Source organism: Streptomyces sp. NPDC037290 (assembly GCF_055603245.1).
The window spans coordinates 22900-39739 of the sequence record NZ_JBVJVZ010000001.1 but is presented as its reverse complement, the minus strand read 5'-3'; the positions used below and the strand labels follow the sequence as shown (position 1 = coordinate 39739).

At 70.1% G+C, this 16840-nt stretch carries 14 protein-coding genes; 10 read left to right on the top strand and 4 right to left on the bottom strand.

Features of this window, described 5'->3' with window-relative positions; genetic code table 11:
* Positions 1 to 3: 3 nt before the first annotated feature.
* A complete protein-coding gene (locus ACZ7HQ_RS00190; RefSeq protein WP_470982657.1) occupies positions 4 to 1164 on the top strand; it encodes an acyl-CoA dehydrogenase family protein in 1161 nt (386 codons plus the stop codon).
* On the opposite strand, the gene ACZ7HQ_RS00185 is transcribed toward ACZ7HQ_RS00190, so the two are convergent.
* Together ACZ7HQ_RS00185 and ACZ7HQ_RS00180 are read right to left on the bottom strand one after the other, a co-directional pair.
* Positions 1133 to 1798: a biliverdin-producing heme oxygenase gene (locus tag ACZ7HQ_RS00185; protein ID WP_470982655.1), complete on the bottom strand. Its 666-nt coding sequence runs from the start codon at positions 1796 to 1798 to the stop codon at positions 1133 to 1135. The genes ACZ7HQ_RS00190 and ACZ7HQ_RS00185 overlap by 32 nt on opposite strands.
* Positions 1795 to 2937, bottom strand: coding sequence for a polyprenyl synthetase family protein (locus tag ACZ7HQ_RS00180; RefSeq protein ID WP_470982652.1), 1143 nt, complete (start codon positions 2935 to 2937; stop codon positions 1795 to 1797). Before ACZ7HQ_RS00180 ends, ACZ7HQ_RS00185 begins: the two co-directional genes overlap by 4 nt.
* A 267-nt stretch (positions 2938 to 3204) precedes the next feature.
* Between ACZ7HQ_RS00180 and ACZ7HQ_RS00175 the strand changes: the two genes are divergently transcribed.
* The 6 genes from ACZ7HQ_RS00175 (at position 3205) to ACZ7HQ_RS00150 (ending at position 10259) form a co-directional block, all read left to right on the top strand.
* The gene (locus ACZ7HQ_RS00175) at positions 3205 to 4251 is read left to right on the top strand and encodes an ABC transporter substrate-binding protein (protein ID WP_470982650.1); all 1047 of its coding nucleotides are present in this window, start codon (positions 3205 to 3207) and stop codon (positions 4249 to 4251) included.
* Positions 4252 to 4285: 34 nt separating this feature from the next.
* Positions 4286 to 5128 carry a siderophore-interacting protein gene (locus tag ACZ7HQ_RS00170; RefSeq protein WP_470982647.1) on the top strand — a complete coding sequence of 281 codons (843 nt, stop codon included), beginning with the start codon at positions 4286 to 4288 and terminating at the stop codon, positions 5126 to 5128.
* Between the two features lie 113 nt (positions 5129 to 5241).
* Positions 5242 to 6684, top strand: a complete 1443-nt coding sequence (gene desA / locus ACZ7HQ_RS00165) for a lysine decarboxylase DesA (protein WP_470982644.1) — start codon at positions 5242 to 5244, stop codon at positions 6682 to 6684.
* The gene (locus tag ACZ7HQ_RS00160; protein WP_470982642.1) at positions 6668 to 7951 is read left to right on the top strand and encodes a lysine N(6)-hydroxylase/L-ornithine N(5)-oxygenase family protein; all 1284 of its coding nucleotides are present in this window, start codon (positions 6668 to 6670) and stop codon (positions 7949 to 7951) included. Before desA ends, ACZ7HQ_RS00160 begins: the two co-directional genes overlap by 17 nt.
* An 11-nt stretch (positions 7952 to 7962) precedes the next feature.
* Entirely contained in the window at positions 7963 to 8493 is a 531-nt protein-coding gene (locus ACZ7HQ_RS00155; RefSeq protein WP_470985117.1) for a GNAT family N-acetyltransferase, read from the top strand.
* A complete protein-coding gene (locus ACZ7HQ_RS00150; RefSeq protein ID WP_470982640.1) occupies positions 8490 to 10259 on the top strand; it encodes an IucA/IucC family protein in 1770 nt (589 codons plus the stop codon). Before ACZ7HQ_RS00155 ends, ACZ7HQ_RS00150 begins: the two co-directional genes overlap by 4 nt.
* Before the next feature lie 68 nt (positions 10260 to 10327).
* Here the strand turns inward: ACZ7HQ_RS00150 and ACZ7HQ_RS00145 are convergent, their stop codons facing one another.
* Positions 10328 to 11959 carry a beta-N-acetylhexosaminidase gene (locus ACZ7HQ_RS00145; RefSeq protein ID WP_470982634.1) on the bottom strand — a complete coding sequence of 544 codons (1632 nt, stop codon included), beginning with the start codon at positions 11957 to 11959 and terminating at the stop codon, positions 10328 to 10330.
* A 118-nt stretch (positions 11960 to 12077) separates the two neighbouring features.
* On the opposite strand from ACZ7HQ_RS00145, the gene ACZ7HQ_RS00140 reads away from it, so the two are divergent.
* On the top strand, positions 12078 to 12950 hold the full coding sequence (locus ACZ7HQ_RS00140; protein WP_470982631.1) for a DUF4429 domain-containing protein: 873 nt from the start codon (positions 12078 to 12080) through the stop codon (positions 12948 to 12950).
* Positions 12951 to 12968: 18 nt separating this feature from the next.
* Here the strand turns inward: ACZ7HQ_RS00140 and ACZ7HQ_RS00135 are convergent, their stop codons facing one another.
* Positions 12969 to 14567, bottom strand: coding sequence for a purple acid phosphatase family protein (locus ACZ7HQ_RS00135; RefSeq protein ID WP_470982628.1), 1599 nt, complete (start codon positions 14565 to 14567; stop codon positions 12969 to 12971).
* Positions 14568 to 14733: 166 nt separating this feature from the next.
* On the opposite strand from ACZ7HQ_RS00135, the gene ACZ7HQ_RS00130 reads away from it, so the two are divergent.
* Both ACZ7HQ_RS00130 and glmS read left to right on the top strand, forming a co-directional pair.
* Positions 14734 to 14991, top strand: coding sequence for a hypothetical protein (locus tag ACZ7HQ_RS00130; RefSeq protein ID WP_470982626.1), 258 nt, complete (start codon positions 14734 to 14736; stop codon positions 14989 to 14991).
* Between the two features lie 12 nt (positions 14992 to 15003).
* A complete protein-coding gene (gene glmS / locus ACZ7HQ_RS00125; protein WP_470982624.1) occupies positions 15004 to 16821 on the top strand; it encodes a glutamine--fructose-6-phosphate transaminase (isomerizing) in 1818 nt (605 codons plus the stop codon).
* Positions 16822 to 16840: the final 19 nt, after the last annotated feature.

Below are 16840 nucleotides of genomic sequence, written 5' to 3'. Positions count from 1 at the left end.
AGCATGGACCACCGTCTCAGCCCCGAGCTGGAGGAACTCCGCCGTACGGTGGAGGAGTTCGCGCACGACGTGGTGGCGCCGAAGATCGGCGACTTCTACGAGCGGCACGAGTTCCCGTACGAGATCGTCCGCGAGATGGGCCGCATGGGCCTGTTCGGGCTGCCGTTCCCCGAGGAGTACGGCGGCATGGGCGGGGACTACCTGGCCCTCGGTATCGCCCTGGAGGAACTGGCCCGGGTGGACTCGTCGGTGGCGATCACCCTGGAGGCCGGGGTGTCGCTGGGCGCGATGCCGCTCCACCTCTTCGGCACCGAGGAGCAGAAGCGGGAGTGGCTCCCCCGTCTGTGCTCGGGCGAGATCCTGGGCGCGTTCGGCCTGACCGAGCCGGACGGCGGCAGCGACGCGGGCGCGACCCGGACCACGGCCCGTCTCGACCCCGACACGAACGAATGGGTGATCAACGGCACGAAGTGCTTCATCACCAACTCGGGCACGGACATCACGGGCCTGGTGACGGTGACCGCCGTGACCGGACGCAAGCCGGACGGCAGGCCGCAGATCTCGGCGATCATCATCCCGTCCGGCACGCCCGGCTTCACCGTCGCGGCCCCGTACTCGAAGGTCGGCTGGAACGCCTCGGACACCCGCGAGCTGTCGTTCGCCGACGTCCGGGTCCCGGCCGCCAACCTCCTGGGCGAGGAGGGCCGGGGTTACGCCCAGTTCCTGCGCATCCTGGACGAGGGCCGCATCGCGATCGCGGCCCTCGCCACCGGGCTGGCCCAGGGCTGTGTGGACGAGTCGGTGAAGTACGCCAAGGAACGCCAGGCCTTCGGCAGGCCGATCGGCGCCAACCAGGCCATCCAGTTCAAGATCGCCGACATGGAGATGAAGGCCCACACGGCCCGTCTGGCCTGGCGTGACGCGGCTTCCCGGCTGGTCGCCGGCGAGCCCTTCAAGAAGGAGGCGGCCCTGGCCAAGCTGTACTCCTCCACCGTCGCCGTCGACAACGCCCGCGACGCCACCCAGATCCACGGCGGCTACGGCTTCATGAACGAGTACCCGGTGGCCCGCATGTGGCGCGACTCCAAGATCCTGGAGATCGGCGAGGGCACGAGCGAGGTGCAGCGGATGCTCATCGCACGGGAGCTGGGGCTGGTGAGCTAGGGGCCGTCCGGCGGACCAGGCCGGCCGAGAGGGCACCGGTGATGCGGGCCGTGTGCCGGTAGGCCCGCCGGGCGGCGGTCAGGGCACGGTCCTGGGCGGCCGGACCGGCCAGGACCGCGTCCAGCCGGGTGGTGAAACGGCTCCAGCGGGCCGGGTCACCGCTCGCGTAGTAGGCGGTGCCCTCGGTGCCGCGCAGGCCGTAGGCACGGCTGACGTACCGGCGCAGATGCAGGGCGCCCAGCGTGGAGCCCTCCATGACGTACAGGAAGCCGAGCAGTGCGGGCGGGTCCGCGGCCGCCGTCGTACGGATGTCCGCCGCGAACGCCGCCGCGTGCGCGGCCGGCCACCGCGCGGGGGTGGCGCCGCGGAGCGTGAAGTGGCGCAGGTCCCGCTCGATCAGTGGGGCCTTGCGCAGGTCCTCCGCCGCCCACAGCCCGGTGACGCCCGGGTGCATGGTGTCGGAGAGTGCGCGCTCCAGATCGGCCGACACCATGTGCAGGGCGGCCAGTTGAGCCGTGTAAAGGGTGAGGGGAAGGGTGCCGGCGAGCAGCGCGGTGGCGAAGCCGGTGCGCTCCAGGGCGTCGTGCCGGTCCCGGGTGCCGGAGCGCAGACGGGCCGAGGCGGTGGCCGTCATGCCGCGCTCCGGTGCCGGAGGGCGTCATGGAGGCGGTCGATGAGGTGGCCCTTGCGTTCGACGGTGAGGTCGAAGTAGGCGGCGCTGTCCGCCGAGCGGCACACCTGGCGCACGGCGTCCTTGGCGGCCCGTTTGCGGGCGACCGCCTCGGCGGACAGGGCGAGGAGTGTCCGGTGGAGGTCCGGGTGGCCGAGGACGTACGACCGCAGCCGGCCGCCGTCCGGCGCGGTACGGCCGGGCGGGGGCGCGGAGTCGAGCAGTTCCAGGAAGACGCGGTTGCTCAGCCCGTCGAAGTCCTCGTGGGTGCGGGGGCCGGCGAACTCGGGCAGGAAGTCGGTCAGGTCGTTGAACAGCTGGCTGGCGAGGCCGAGTTGGCGCATGGCCTCCTTCAGGGTGCCGCGCTCGTCCGCGACGACGCGCAGGGCCGCCAGCGCCGCGTCGAGCGGCATCCGGAACAGGGTGCCGGTCTTCAGCGCGGCCATCGACTCCCAGAACGCGACCCGCTCTTCGCGCGGCGCCGCGGCCAGCTCGGCGCGGGTGCGGGGCGAGCGGGTGGCGATGTCGACGGCCTGCCCCTGGAAACCGTCGGCCACCGCGCCGAGCAGGCTGTCCACGACGGCGGGGTCGGCGGCGTGGGCCAGGGCGGCCGCGATCAGCCAGGAGCCGGTGTTGACGGCGAGCGGCACGCCGTGGGTGGTGTGCAGCGCGGGTTCGCCGTAGCGGACGGTGCTGCCGTCCTGCACGTCGTCCAGCGCGACGGCGGCCTTCAGCAGGACGCGCACCGCGACGGCGGCCCGGCGGACCGCGTCGAGTCCGTCGTCGTGGGCGGCCTCGTGCCCGGGGGCGTCGAAACCACGGTAGTTGCGGTAGGCCCAGTAGACCATCGAGGGGCGCAGCGGCCGGCCGCCGCCGGGTGCCCCGGGAGCGGGACGCAGCGCCTGCTGGCCCACCTTGGAGCCGACGGCGTCGGCGGCCGGCTCGCGCAGTGCGCGCCGCAGCGCCGCGCCGTACACGGAGTCCGCCGCGCCGGACGGCACTTGGGTCAGTGCCGCGAGGAAGCGGTCCAGGTCCGCCTCCACGAGCGCGGCGTCCGAGCGGACCGCCGCCTCCACGTCCACGCCCTCCGGCGTCGTCCTCACACCCAACACCCACCTCCGGCCGCCTCGTCGATCAGCACCCCACGGGAACCGAGACGCGGGTCAACGTAGCGAGACGTGATCGGAATGACCATGCGGACGAGGGGAGTCCGGGGCCGCGCGAAGCAAGTTTGACCGGATCCGTTCCCGTCGGCGTTCGGCCACTTCCCGGCCGGAGCGGGGCACCCCTGGACATCGACTGAGGTTAGGCTAACCTACCTTCGAACCTGTCCGGCGGGCGCTCCGCCCCGTTCGAAAGCAGTCATGCCCATGCCCCATCCCCGTGCCACCCACCTCACTCGCCGCGGACTGCTCGCCGCCGGCGGCGCCGCCGGACTCGGTGCCGCGCTCGCCGCCTGCGGGGACGGCAAGGGCAAAGACAGTGGCCCGGGCAGCGGGACGCGGGCCGCCAAGTCCGGTCCCTGGTCCTTCAAGGACGACCGCGGCACGACCGTGAAGCTCGATCGGACCCCCGCGAACATCGTCGCCTTCACCGGCGTCGGCGCCGCGCTCTTCGACTACGGCATCCAGGTCAAGGGCGTCTTCGGCCCGACGACGACCAAGGACGGCAAGGCCGACGTCCAGGCCGGCGACATGGACGTCAGCAAGGTGACGGTCCTCGGCAACACCTGGGGCCAGTTCAACATCGAGAAGTACGCCTCGCTCGCACCGGATGTCCTGATCTCCACCATGTTCGACGCCGCCGGCACCCTCTGGTACGTGCCCGAGGAGTCGAAGAAGAAGATCACCCAACTCGCCCCCAGCGTCGGTGTCTCCGTCTACGACCGTCAGCTCACCGAGCCGTTGCAGCGCGTGTGGGACCTCGCGAAGTCGCTGGGCGCGGACATGCGGGCCGCCAGGGTGACCGACGCGAAGAAGCGGTTCGAGGCCGCCGCCGCCCGGCTGCGGGCCGCCGCCGGGGCCAAGCCGCACATCAAGGTGATGGCCGGTTCCGCGAGCGACCAGCTGTTCTACGTCTCCGGCACCGACCTCTCCGTCGACCTGGAGTACTTCAAGGCCCTCGGCGTGAACTTCGTGGAGCCGCCGGAGAGCGCGAAGAAGCAGGGCGGCGGCTGGTACGAGTCGCTGAGCTGGGAGAACGTCGACAAGTACCAGGCCGACATCATCATGATGGACGACCGGTCCTCGGCGATCCAGCCCGCCGACATCAGCAAGCCGACGTGGAAGAAGCTGCCCGCGGTGAAGGCGGGGCAGGTCATCGCCCGTTCGCCCGAGCCGATTCTGTCGTACGACAAGTGTGTGCCGCTGCTCACGAGTCTGGCCGAGGCCCTGGAGAAGGCCAAGAAGGTCAGCTAGCACACCACCGCCTGACGCCACCTCAGGAGCCCTTATGACGACGGCCGTGGCCGCCCCGTTCCGATTCTTCTCCCTGCACGTGGTACGGACCCGGCGGCTGGGGCCGTCGCTGGTGCGCGTCACCTTCGGCGGAGCCGATCTGCACGCCTTCCACTCCCTCGGACGCGACCAGTCCCTCTCCCTGTTCCTGCCGCATCCGGACCAGACCGAGCCCGTCGTCCCGCTGGACCTGGGGGACGGGTGGTGGCAGGCGTGGCGGGAACTCCCGGACGGCGTACGGGCCGTGATGCGCTCGTACACCCTTCGCGACCTGCGCCGGAACCCCGACGAGATCGACATCGACTTCGCCCTGCACGGCATCGGACCCGGCGCCCCCACCCCCGCCGGCCCCGCCTCCCGCTGGGCCTCCCGGGCCACCGCCGGTGACCGGGTGCTGCTGCTCGGGCCGGCCGTCGCCGACAACCGCGCGGTCCGTTTCCGCCCGCCGGGCGACACCGACCTGGTCGTCCTGTGGGGCGACGAGACCGCCGTACCGGCCGCGTCCGCGATCCTCGAGTCCCTCCCCGCCGGGACCCGCGCCCGGGCCTGGCTGGAGGTGCCGCACGCCGAGGACATCCAGGACGTCCGCACGGAGGCGGACGCGGAGATCACGTGGCTCGTGCGGCACGACGGGTCCCCCATGGCCGTCGATGCCGTACGGGCCGCCCAACTCCCCACGGCCGAGCGGCCGTACGTGTGGATCGCCGGTGAGTCGGGGCGGGTGAAGGCGCTGCGGCGGCACTTCGTCGGCGAGCGCGGCGTCGACCGGCGGCGGGTGACCTTCGTCGGGTACTGGCGGCAGGGGATGACGGAGGAACAGCTTCGCGTCGCGGAGTGACCCGCCGCGCAGCGACAGCGGTCACGGCCGACACATGCCTTGATCCATGCAGCTTAGGTTAGGCTAACCTAAGTAGACATCCCCGCACGGACTGTCCCCCGGAGGACCCCCACATGCGCTCGCACCTGCTCAATGGCCTCACCGCGGAGCACTACCGCAGCTCCGTGACCGAAGGAGTCGAGCGGGTGGCGGCCAAACTCGCCACCACCGACCGTCCGTTCACCGGCGTCACCGTGGACGCCCTCGTCCCCCGCGTGGACGCCATCGACCTGGACCGCCCCCTCGGCGACACCGCCGCCGCGCTCGACGAGCTGGAGGACGTCTACCTCCGCGACGCGGTCTACTTCCACCACCCCCGCTACCTCGCCCACCTCAACTGCCCCGTCGTCATCCCGGCGGTGCTCGGCGAGGCCGTGCTCTCCGCGGTGAACTCCTCCCTCGACACCTGGGACCAGTCGGCCGGCGGCACCCTCATCGAGCGCAGGCTCATCGACTGGACGGCCCGGCGGACCGGCCTCGGCCCCGCCGCCGACGGCGTGTTCACCTCCGGGGGAACGCAGTCCAACCTCCAGGCGCTGCTGCTCGCGAGGGAGGAGGCCAAGACGAACGGCCTCGGGAAACTGCGGATCCTCGCCTCCGAGGTCAGCCACTTCAGCGTGCGGAAGTCCGCGAAACTGCTGGGGCTCGGACAGGAGGCCGTCGTGTCCGTCCCCGTCGACCACGACAAGCGGATGCAGACCGTCGCCCTGGCCCACGAGCTGGAGCGCTGCCGGCGCGACGGGCTGGTGCCCATGGCGGTCGTCGCCACCGCCGGCACCACCGACTTCGGCTCCATCGACCCGCTGCCGGAGATCGCCGAGCTGTGCGCCCAGTACGGCGTGTGGATGCACGTCGACGCGGCCTACGGCTGCGGACTGCTCGCCTCCCTGAAGTACCGGGACCGCCTCGACGGCATCGAACGCGCCGACTCGGTCACCGTCGACTACCACAAGTCCTTCTTCCAGCCGGTGAGTTCGTCCGCCCTGCTCGTGAGGGACGCGGCCACCCTGCGGCACGCCACCTACCACGCCGACTACCTCAATCCGCGCAGCATGGCGCAGGAACGCATTCCCAACCAGGTCGACAAGTCCCTGCAGACCACCCGCCGCTTCGACGCCCTGAAGCTGTGGATGACCCTGCGGGTGATGGGCGCCGACGGCATCGGCGAACTCTTCGACGAGGTGTGCGACCTCGCGGCCGAGGGCTGGAGGCTGCTCGCCGCCGACCCCCGCTACGACGTCGTCGTCGAACCCACCCTGTCCACCCTCGTCTTCCGCTACATCCCGGCGGCCGTCACCGACCCGGCCGAGATCGACCGCGCCAACCTCCACGCCCGCAAGGCCCTGTTCGCCTCCGGCGACGCCGTGGTCGCGGGCACCAGGGTCGGCGGCCGCCACTACCTGAAGTTCACCCTGCTCAACCCCGAGACCACGCGGGCCGACATCGCCGCCGTTCTCGACCTGATCGCCGGCCACGCCGAGCAGTACCTGGGAGAGTCCCTTGACCGCGCTTGCTGAAGCCAGCCGCACCTATGACTTCGTGGGGATCGGCCTCGGCCCCTTCAACCTCGGCCTCGCCTGCCTCACCGAACCGATCGCCGGTCTGGAGGGCGTCTTCCTCGACTCCAAGCCGGACTTCGAGTGGCACGCCGGGATGTTCCTGGACGGCGCCCACCTGCAGACCCCGTTCATGTCGGACCTGGTCACCCTCGCCGACCCGACCTCGCCGTACTCCTTCCTCAACTACCTGAAGGAGAAAGGCAGGCTGTACCCGTTCTACATCCGCGAGAACTTCTACCCGCTGCGGGTCGAGTACGACGACTACTGCCGCTGGGCGGCGAACAAGCTGAGCAGCGTCCGGTTCGGCACGACGGTCACCGAGGTGACGTACGAGGACGAGCTGTACGTCGTGCACACCGAGCGCGGCGAGACGTTCCGTGCCCACCGCCTGGTGCTGGGCACGGGCACGACCCCCTACGTCCCGCCGGCCTGCCGGGACCTGGCCGGGGAGCCCGTGCACAACTCCCGGTACATGCACCGCAAGGCGGAGCTGCAGGCGAAGAAGTCGATCACGATCGTCGGCAGCGGACAGAGCGCGGCCGAGATCTACCACGAGCTGCTCGCCGAGATCGACGTCCACGGCTACCAGCTCAACTGGGTCACCCGCTCCCCGCGGTTCTTCCCGCTGGAGTACACCAAGCTGACCCTGGAGATGACCTCACCGGACTACATCGACTACTTCCGCGCGCTGCCCGAGGAGACCCGCTACCGGCTGGAGAAGCAGCAGAAGGGCCTGTTCAAGGGCATCAACTCGGATCTGATCGACTCGATCTTCGACCTGCTCTACCAGAAGAACGTGACGAGCGGCGACCGGCCGGTCCCCACCCGCCTCCTCACCAACTCCACCCTCCGCCGGGCCACTTACGAGGACGGCACCTACACCCTGGGCTTCCACCAGGACGAGCAGGGCAAGGACTTCGAGATCCGCACGGAGGGCCTACTGCTGGCGACCGGCTACCACTACGAGCCCCCGGCCTTCCTCGCACCGATCCGGGACCGCCTCCGCTTCGACGGCCACGGCCGCTTCGACGTCGCCCGCAACTACGCCGTCGACGTCACCGGCCGCGGCGTCTTCCTCCAGAACGCCGGCGTCCACACCCACAGCATCACCAGTCCCGACCTGGGCATGGGCGCGTACCGCAACTCGTACATCATCCGCGAGCTGCTCGGCACCGAGTACTACCCGGTCGAGAAGACCATCGCGTTCCAGGAGTTCGCCGTATGACCAGCACGGACATGAGTTTCACCCTCCGCCCCCTCGACCCCCTGCGGGACGCCGGGCTCCTGCACTCCTGGGTCACCCACCCCAAGGCCTCCTTCTGGATGATGCAGGACGCGAAACTGGAGGACGTCGAGCGGGCGTACATGGAGATCGCGGCGGACGCACACCACCACGCGTTCCTCGGGCTGTGCGACGGGGAGCCCGCCTTCCTGATGGAGAGGTACGACCCGGCGCACCGGGAGCTGGTCGGGCTCTACGAGCCGGAGCCGGGCGACGCCGGCATGCATTTCCTGGTCGCGCCGACCGACACCCCCGTCCGCGGTTTCACCAGGTCCGTCATCACCGCGGTCATGGCCCACCTCTTCGAGGACCGGTCGGTGGCGCGCGTCGTGGTCGAGCCGGACGTCCACAACACGGCCGTGCACGCACTGAACGAGGCCGTCGGGTTCGTGCCCGAGCGGGAGATCCAGAAGCCGGAGAAGAAGGCCCTGCTGAGCTTCTGCACGCGCGAGCAGTTCACCGCCGCGACGGGGGTGGCCGCATGAGCCTCACCGACGCCGTGGCCCACCTGACCCCCGAGCGCTGGGCGAGGGCCAACCGTCTGCTGATACGCAAGGCGCTCGCCGAGTTCGCGCACGAGCGCCTGATCACGCCCGAGGAGGACGGGGACCGGTACGTCGTCCGCAGTGACGACGGGCAGACCTCCTACCGGTTCACAGCCGTACGCCGCTCGCTCGACCACTGGCAGATCGACGCCGACTCCCTCACCCGGCACCGGGGGGGCACAGAACTCCCGCTCGCCGCCCTGGACTTCTTCATCGAGCTGAAGGACTCCCTGGGCCTGAGCGACGAGATCCTGCCGGTCTATCTGGAGGAGATCTCCTCCACCCTCTCCGGCACCTGCTACAAGCTCACCAAGCCGAAGGTGACCTCCGCCGAGCTGGCGGCGAGCGGCTTCCAGGCGATCGAGACCGGGATGACCGAGGGACATCCCTGCTTCGTCGCGAACAACGGACGGCTCGGCTTCGGCATCCACGAGTACCTCGCGTACGCCCCGGAGACCGCGAGCCCCGTCCGGCTGGTGTGGCTGGCCGCGCACCGCTCGCGGGCGGCGTTCACGGCGGGAGCGGGGATCGAGTACGAGTCGTTCCTGCGGGAGGAGCTGGGCGAGGCCACGCTGAACCGTTTCCGCACGGTGCTCACCGACCAGGGCCTCGACCCCGCCGGCTACCTCCTCATCCCCGTCCACCCCTGGCAGTGGTGGAACAAGCTCTCGGTCACCTTCGCCGCCGAGGTGGCCCGCCGGCACCTGGTCTGCCTCGGCGAGGGTGACGACGAGTACCTGGCCCAGCAGTCCATCCGGACCTTCTTCAACACCAGCGACCCGCACAAGCACTATGTGAAAACAGCCCTCTCCGTCCTCAACATGGGCTTCATGCGCGGGCTGTCCGCCGCCTACATGGAGGCGACTCCGGCGATCAACGACTGGCTGGCCCAGCTGATCGAGAACGACCCGGTGCTGAAGTCGACCGGCCTCACGATCATCCGGGAGCGGGCGGCCGTCGGCTACCGGCACCTGGAGTACGAGAAGGCCACCGACCGCTACTCGCCGTACCGCAAGATGCTGGCCGCGCTGTGGCGGGAGAGCCCGGTGCCCTCGCTCCGGGACGGCGAGTCCCTCGCCACCATGGCGTCGCTGCTGCACGTGGACGACGAGGGCGCCTCCTTCGCGGGCGCACTCGTCGAACGCTCGGGCCTCACCCCCACGCAGTGGCTGCGCCGCTACCTGCGGGCGTACTACACCCCCCTCCTGCACAGCTTCTACGCCTACGACCTCGCCTTCATGCCACACGGCGAAAACGTCATCCTGGTGCTGAAGGACGGGGCCGTGCAGCGGGCGGTCTACAAGGACATCGCCGAGGAGATCGTGGTGATGGACCCGGACGCGGTCCTGCCCCCGGAGGTCGAGCGCATCCGTGCCGACGTCCCGGAGGACAAGAGGCTCCTGTCGATCTTCACGGACGTCTTCGACTGCTTCTTCCGCTTCCTCGCCGCACACCTCGCTGCCGAGGGAATCCTTGCGGAGGACACCTTCTGGCGTACGGTCGCGGAGACCACCCGCGAGTACCAGGACGCGAACACCGAACTGGCCGACAGATTCCACCAGTACGACATGTTCGCCCCCGAGTTCGCCCTGTCCTGCCTCAACCGGCTCCAGCTGCGCGACAACCGGCAGATGGTGGACCTGACGGATCCGTCCGGCGCACTCCAGCTGGTCGGGAACCTGGAGAACCCCATCGCCAGGTTCTGACCAGCACAGCCCCACAGACGGGCAGGCACCCCGGAGTACCGTCCCCCGGGGTGCCCGTCAGTGAGCGGTCAGGTCGTCGGCCAGGGGACCTGGGGGGACTTGTAGTAGGTGATGCCGAGGGCGTCCCAGCGTGGGGCCTGGGCGGCGAGTCGGAGCTTGTAGGTGTTCCAGTCGTGCGTGGCCGCCGGGGACCAGCCCAGTTCGGCCGCGCCGGGCAGGCGCGGGAACGCCATGTACTCGATGTCGGCGGACGTCTTCAGGGTCTCCGACCACAGGGGTGCCTCCACACCCTGGACGGCGGAGCCCGGGGCGCCGGGAAGGTAGCTGCCGGGGTTCCAGTCGTACGACCGCTGGACCTCGACGTAACCGGCCCACTTCGTGCCCGGCACGGTGCTGCTGGTGTACTTCATGTCGAGGTAGACCCGGTCCGCCGGGGACAGGATCAGCCCGGTGCCGTTCTGCGCGGCCCTGGCGACCTGGTCCTTCTCCGTGGCGCTGGTGCCGTCCAGGCCCCAGTACTGGGCGAGGGCACCCTTGGCCGGGTGGGCGCCGGTGAGCTGGTGCCAGCCGATGACCGTCTTGCCGTACTTGGCGACGATCGGCTGCACGCGGTCCATGAACGTCACGTAGTCGGTGTGGCTGGTGGAGTGCGCCTCGTCGCCGCCGATGTGGAGGTAGCGGCCGGGGGTGAGGGCGGCCAGCTCCCTGATCACGTCGTCCGCGAAGGTGTACGTGACCTCCTTCGGCACGCACAGCGAGCTGAAGCCGACCTCCGTGCCGGTGTAGAGCGGCGGTGCCGTGCCGTCACAGTTCAGCTCGGCGTAGGAGGCCAGGGCCGCGTTGGTGTGGCCGGGCATGTCGATCTCGGGGACGACCTCCAGGTAGCGGGAGGCGGCGTAGGAGACGATCTCCTGGTAGTCGGCCTTGGTGTAGTAGCCGCCCTTGCCGCCGCCGACCTCGGTGGAGCCGCCGTAGGTCGCGAGGCGCGGCCAGGAGTCGACGGCGATGCGCCAGCCCTGGTCGTCGCTGAGGTGCAGATGCAGCTCGTTGATCTTGTACATCGCCAGCTGGTCGATGTAGCGCTTGACCTGGCCGACGGTGAAGAAGTGCCGGGAGACGTCCAGCATGGCGCCCCGGTAGGAGTAGCGGGGGCGGTCGTCCACGGTACCGCCGGCGATGTGCCAGGGGCCGGTCTGCACGGTCCTCTTCTCGACGGCTGCCGGGAGGAGCTGACGCAGGGTCTGGACGCCGTGGAAGAGCCCGGCGGGGGCGCTCGCGGTGAGGGTGACGCCGCCCGCGTCGCTGTGCAGCCGGTACCCCTCGGCGCCGAAGTCCCCCTGGGCGAGGTGGAGCGTGATGCCTCCGGTGCCGTGGGCGGTGACCGGCAGTGGGTAGCCGGTGGAGGGCCGCAGGATACCGGCGAGATACGCGCCGATCCGGCGGACCTCGGCGGAGTCGTCGACGCGGATGCCGGTCGCCCAGGTGATGCGGTACGGGGTTCCGCCGGGCTGGACGGAGGCAGGCGCCGGGACCACCCGGTCCAGTGGTGTGGGGGCGGCGGCCGCCCGTGCCGCGGGTGCCGCGGGTGCCGCTGGTGCCGCTGGTGCCGTGCCGAGGGTGAGGACGCCGGCCGCCGCGAGCAGCAGCAGGGATCCGAGGACGCGGGGTGTTCGGGGAGTCGTGCTGTGGTTCCGTCTCACATGCGCTCCCTTCGGGTGGGGGTCGACTGTCTGACGCCCCGTCGGAGGCGACCGTCGGGCGTGGTCGTCGGACGTGGTCGAGACCACTCTCCCGCAGATCCGGTGAAACAATCCCTCCATGGCGGAAATCATCCAGAAGGACGGCACCTGGGCCTTCGACGGCGATGCCCTGCGGCTCACCCCGGGCCGGGACAAGAACGTCAGCCTGCTCCGCCGGGTGCTGGGCGAACTCGTCGTACCGCTGGGCGCGTTGGCCGGTGTCTCCTTCGAGCAGGGCCGGAGGTCGGGCCGGCTGCGGCTACGGCTGCGGGACGGGGCCGATCCGCTGACGCAGGCCACCGGTGGCCGGCTGGCCGAGCCGAACGACCCCTATCAGCTGACGGTGGAGTCCGACCGGTACGGCGTCGCCGAGTACTTCGCGGACGAGGTGCGCAACGCCCTGCTGCTGGACGGGGTTCCGCCGGAGCCGGTCGGTGAGTACCTGCTGCCGGGGCCCTCGCTGCCGGTGTCCGCCTCGGCCGGGGACGGCACGGCGAGCTTCGACGGGGAGCGGGTGCGGCTGGAGTGGAACTGGAAGACCGAGAACGCCAAGGCGAACGTCGGCACCCGGACCATCCCGCTCGTGGACGTCCTCGGCGTGGAGTGGCAGCCCGCGGCCGGCCTGGAGAACGGGTACCTGCGCTTCCACGTGCGGGGCGCCCCGGTGACGGCGACGGCCAAGTACGACCCGAACGCCGTCGAGCTGTGGGGGTTCAAGAAGGACCCGCTGATGGCCCTCGTGGCCGCCGCCGTGCAGGGGCGGCTGCCGCATCCCGCCGCGGCGGGGCCGGACACGCCGAAGGATCCGCCGGCGCTCGACAGGGCGCCCGCCGAGGACGACCACGACTCCCTGCTGCGCCGCCTGCGCGAGCTGGGCGAACTCCACCGCGACGGCGTTCTGACGGAGGAGGAGTTCGCGCTGGCCAAGCAGGCGGTCCTCAAGCGGATGTGAGGACCGCCCGCCGGATCGTCACTTCGCCGTGCGGGACACCGTGAAGTGGTCGATGCGGTCGCCGGTCTCGGCGATGCCCGACACCGTCAGGGTGGTCTGGCGGCCCTTCGGCGCGGGGGTGACGTCCACGCGCAGGAAGGAGTAGTTGAGGTAGCGCACCCGGGACCAGGTGACGGTCTCGTTGACCTTGCCGTCCTTGGTGTTGATGAAGGAGGCGACCGAGTCGACCTCGTGCTCGTTCCCTTCGTAGGAGTCGGGCGCGGTGAAGGCGTACAGGCTGCGGCCCGCCGCGCCGGCGGTGACGTAGACCACGCCCTCGGTCTCGGGGTAGGCGGTGCCGCCGATCGGGAGCTTCTTGGTGACCTGGCCGGCCTTGATCACGTCGGTGCGCTCGTACTGGTGGTTGTGGCCGTTGATGACCAGGTCCACCTGGTACTTCTCGAACAGCGGCACCCACTCCTGGCGCACGCCCCCCTCCGAGGCGTGCGCCGTGGACGTGCAGTACGCGCAGTGGTGGAAGAACACGACGATGAAGTCGACGTCGTCACAGGCCCGGTACTTCTTCAGCTGGGCCTCGAACCACTTGGTCTGAGTTCCTCCGGATATGCCCAGGTTCGCCGGGATCTCGAAGGAGACGTCGTTCGGGTCCAGCGAGATGACCGCGGTGTTGCCGTGGACGAAGGAGTACACGCCCGGCAGGTTCTTCGCGTCCGGGCCGTTATCCGGGAGGGTCCAGCGGGCCTCCTCGCCGCCGTAGCCGTTGGGCGAGTACCAGGCCTCCATGTCGTGGTTGCCGTACGAGACCATCCACGGGATCTGCTTGGCGACCGACTCGGTCTGGTACAGGAACTGGTCCCAGGTGCGCGAGTCGAAGCCGGTGTCGGTGGTCTTGCCCTGGCCGGCCGGGTCTCCGTAGGCGATGTCGCCGGCGTGCAGGTGGAAGGAGGGGTTCTGGCCGAGGATCAGGCTGTCGTTGGCCAGGGCGTGGTAGCTGACACCCTGGTCGCCGAAGGCCGTGAAGGTGAACGGCGCCTTGCGGGCGGGGGCGGTGGTGAAGGTGCCCAGGGTGCCCAGCAGATGCGGCTCGGCCGGGTCGAAGCCCTCGTGGCCGACGCCGTAGTAGTAGGTCCGGCCGGGGCGCAGGTGGGTGAGCTGGGCGTGCAGGTAGTACTGCGTGTGGTCGCCGCTCGCGCCGACGCCGGCCGGGGTGTAGAGGCTGCGGACCTCGGCCTCGATCTTGCGGGAGAGGTCCCAGGGGTGGGCGCCGATGCGGATGAACGGCTTCTTCACGGCGACCGGGACCTGCCAGGAGACGGTCATCTCCGTGCGCGGGTCGTTGCCGAAGGCGAGGTGGCGGCCGAAGGGGGCGACGAGGGCGCCGTCGACCGTCTCGGTGGCGGGGGCGGTGCTCCCCCACTGCCTGAAGGGCGTGGGAGGTGCCCCCAGGGTCGGCACGGCCGCCTGTGCGGTGGCGCCCGGCACGAACGCGCCACCCGCGACGGCGCCCAGCGTGACGGCGCCGCCTCTGATCATGGTGCGCCGCGAGAATCTGGCGCGCAGGTACTCGTGCTGCTCGGCCATGCTCATGCGCTCGGCCAGCTTCTCGGGTACTCCCATACGAGGAATGTCCATGGCGTCCGAAACTCGTGGGTCCGGGCAACGAGACGCAAGACACAGAGTGGACAGCTTGCGAACAGAGATCCAACAGCACTCACGGCGGGCGCCTGCCCGGAATCGGGCACGTTTCTTGCGAAACCGTGTCCCGTACCCCAGGATCTACCGGGTGCACGACGAACTGGTTGACCATCTGACGCGGTCCACGCCCCTTGCCAGGGGTGAGGCACTGCGGGTGATCCAGGACGTGCTCGCCTTTTTCGACGAGTCGACGGAGGACTACGTCCGTCGCCGTCACCGTGAACTGCAGGCCCAGGGACTGGTCAACGCGGAGATCTTCGAACGGATCTCGGCGGACCTCAAGTACCGAGCGGTGGCGCCGCCCGAACTGACGCTCAGGCAGCTGCGCCGCATCGTCTACGGCTAGGAATACCTATACATGTGCGGAATTGTCGGATACATCGGGAAGCGTGACGTTGCCCCGCTGCTGCTCGAAGGGCTGCAGCGGCTGGAGTACCGCGGGTACGACTCCGCGGGCATCGTCGTCACCTCCCCGAAGGCGCCCGGCCTGAAGATGGTCAAGGCCAAGGGCCGGGTGCGCGACCTGGAGGCCAAGGTCCCGGCGCGCTTCAAGGGCACCACCGGCATCGCCCACACCCGCTGGGCCACCCACGGCGCCCCCTCCGACGTCAACGCCCACCCGCACATGTCGGCCGACAACAAGGTCGCCGTCGTCCACAACGGCATCATCGACAACGCCGCGGACCTGCGCCGCAAGCTGGAGGCGGACGGGGTCGAGTTCCTCTCCGAGACCGACACCGAGGTCCTCACCCACCTCATCGCCCGCTCCCCCGCCGAGAAGCTGGAGGACAAGGTCCGCCAGGCGGTCCGGGTGATCGAGGGCACCTACGGCATCGCCGTGCTGCACGCCGACTTCCCCGACCGGATCGTGGTGGCCCGCAACGGCTCCCCGGTGGTCCTCGGCATCGGCGAGAAGGAGATGTTCGTCGCCTCCGACATCGCCGCCCTGGTCATGCACACCCGCCAGATAGTGACCCTGGACGACGGCGAGATGGCCACCCTCAAGGCCGACGACTTCCGCACCTACACCACCGAGGGCACGCGCACCACCGCCGAGCCCACGACCGTGGAGTGGGAGGCCGAGTCGTACGACATGGGCGGCCACGACACCTACATGCACAAGGAGATCTTCGAGCAGGCCGACGCCGTGGACCGCGTGCTGCGCGGCCGCATCGACGACCGCTTCTCCACCGTGCACCTCGGCGGTCTCAACCTCGACGCCCGTGAGGCCCGGCAGATCCGCCGTGTGAAGATCCTCGGCTGCGGCACCTCGTACCACGCGGGTCTGATCGGCGCCCAGATGATCGAGGAGCTGGCCCGCATCCCCGCCGACGCCGAGCCGGCCTCCGAGTTCCGCTACCGCAACGCGGTCGTCGACCCCGACACCCTGTACGTCGCCGTCTCCCAGTCCGGTGAGACCTACGACGTCCTCGCCGCCGTCCAGGAGCTGAAGCGCAAGGGCGCCAAGGTCTTCGGCGTCGTCAACGTCGTCGGCTCGGCGATCGCGCGCGAGGCGGACGCCGGGATCTACGTCCACGCGGGCCCCGAGGTCTGCGTGGTCTCGACGAAGTGCTTCACGAACATGACGGTCGCCTTCGCCCTGCTCGCCCTGCACCTCGGCCGCACCCGCGACCTCTCGGTCCGCGACGGCAAGCGGATCATCCAGGGCCTGCGCAGGCTGCCCGAGCAGATCACCGAGATCCTCAAGCAGGAGGAGCAGATCAAGGAGCTGGCCGAGCTGTACGCCGACGCCCGCTCGATGCTCTTCATCGGCCGCGTCCGGGGCTACCCGGTGGCCCGTGAGGCCTCGCTGAAGCTCAAGGAGGTCTCCTACATCCACGCCGAGGCCTACCCCGCCTCCGAGCTGAAGCACGGCCCGCTGGCCCTGATCGAGCCGGCCCTGCCGACGGTGGCGATCGTCCCCGACGACGACCTGCTGGAGAAGAACCGCGCGGCCCTGGAGGAGATCAAGGCCCGCAGCGGCAAGATCCTGGCGGTGGCCCACCAGCACCAGGACAAGGCCGACCAGACGATCGTCGTCCCGAAGAACGAGGACGAACTCGACCCCATTCTGATGGGCATCCCGCTCCAGCTGCTGGCGTACCACACGGCGAAGGCCCTGGGCCGGGACATCGACAAGCCGCGCAACCTCGCCAAGTCGGTGACGGTGGAGTAGGACCGCGACACCGGAAAGG

Coding starts and splice junctions, on each gene's coding strand:
- ACZ7HQ_RS00190 (WP_470982657.1), top strand. CDS start 4: ATGGACCACCGTCTCAGCCCCGAGCTGGAGGAACTCCGCCGTACGGTG.
- ACZ7HQ_RS00185 (WP_470982655.1), bottom strand. CDS start 1,798: ATGACGGCCACCGCCTCGGCCCGTCTGCGCTCCGGCACCCGGGACCGG.
- ACZ7HQ_RS00175 (WP_470982650.1), top strand. CDS start 3,205: ATGCCCCATCCCCGTGCCACCCACCTCACTCGCCGCGGACTGCTCGCC.
- ACZ7HQ_RS00170 (WP_470982647.1), top strand. CDS start 4,286: ATGACGACGGCCGTGGCCGCCCCGTTCCGATTCTTCTCCCTGCACGTG.
- desA (WP_470982644.1), top strand. CDS start 5,242: ATGCGCTCGCACCTGCTCAATGGCCTCACCGCGGAGCACTACCGCAGC.
- ACZ7HQ_RS00155 (WP_470985117.1), top strand. CDS start 7,963: ATGAGTTTCACCCTCCGCCCCCTCGACCCCCTGCGGGACGCCGGGCTC.
- ACZ7HQ_RS00150 (WP_470982640.1), top strand. CDS start 8,490: ATGAGCCTCACCGACGCCGTGGCCCACCTGACCCCCGAGCGCTGGGCG.
- ACZ7HQ_RS00140 (WP_470982631.1), top strand. CDS start 12,078: ATGGCGGAAATCATCCAGAAGGACGGCACCTGGGCCTTCGACGGCGAT.
- ACZ7HQ_RS00135 (WP_470982628.1), bottom strand. CDS start 14,567: ATGGGAGTACCCGAGAAGCTGGCCGAGCGCATGAGCATGGCCGAGCAG.
- glmS (WP_470982624.1), top strand. CDS start 15,004: ATGTGCGGAATTGTCGGATACATCGGGAAGCGTGACGTTGCCCCGCTG.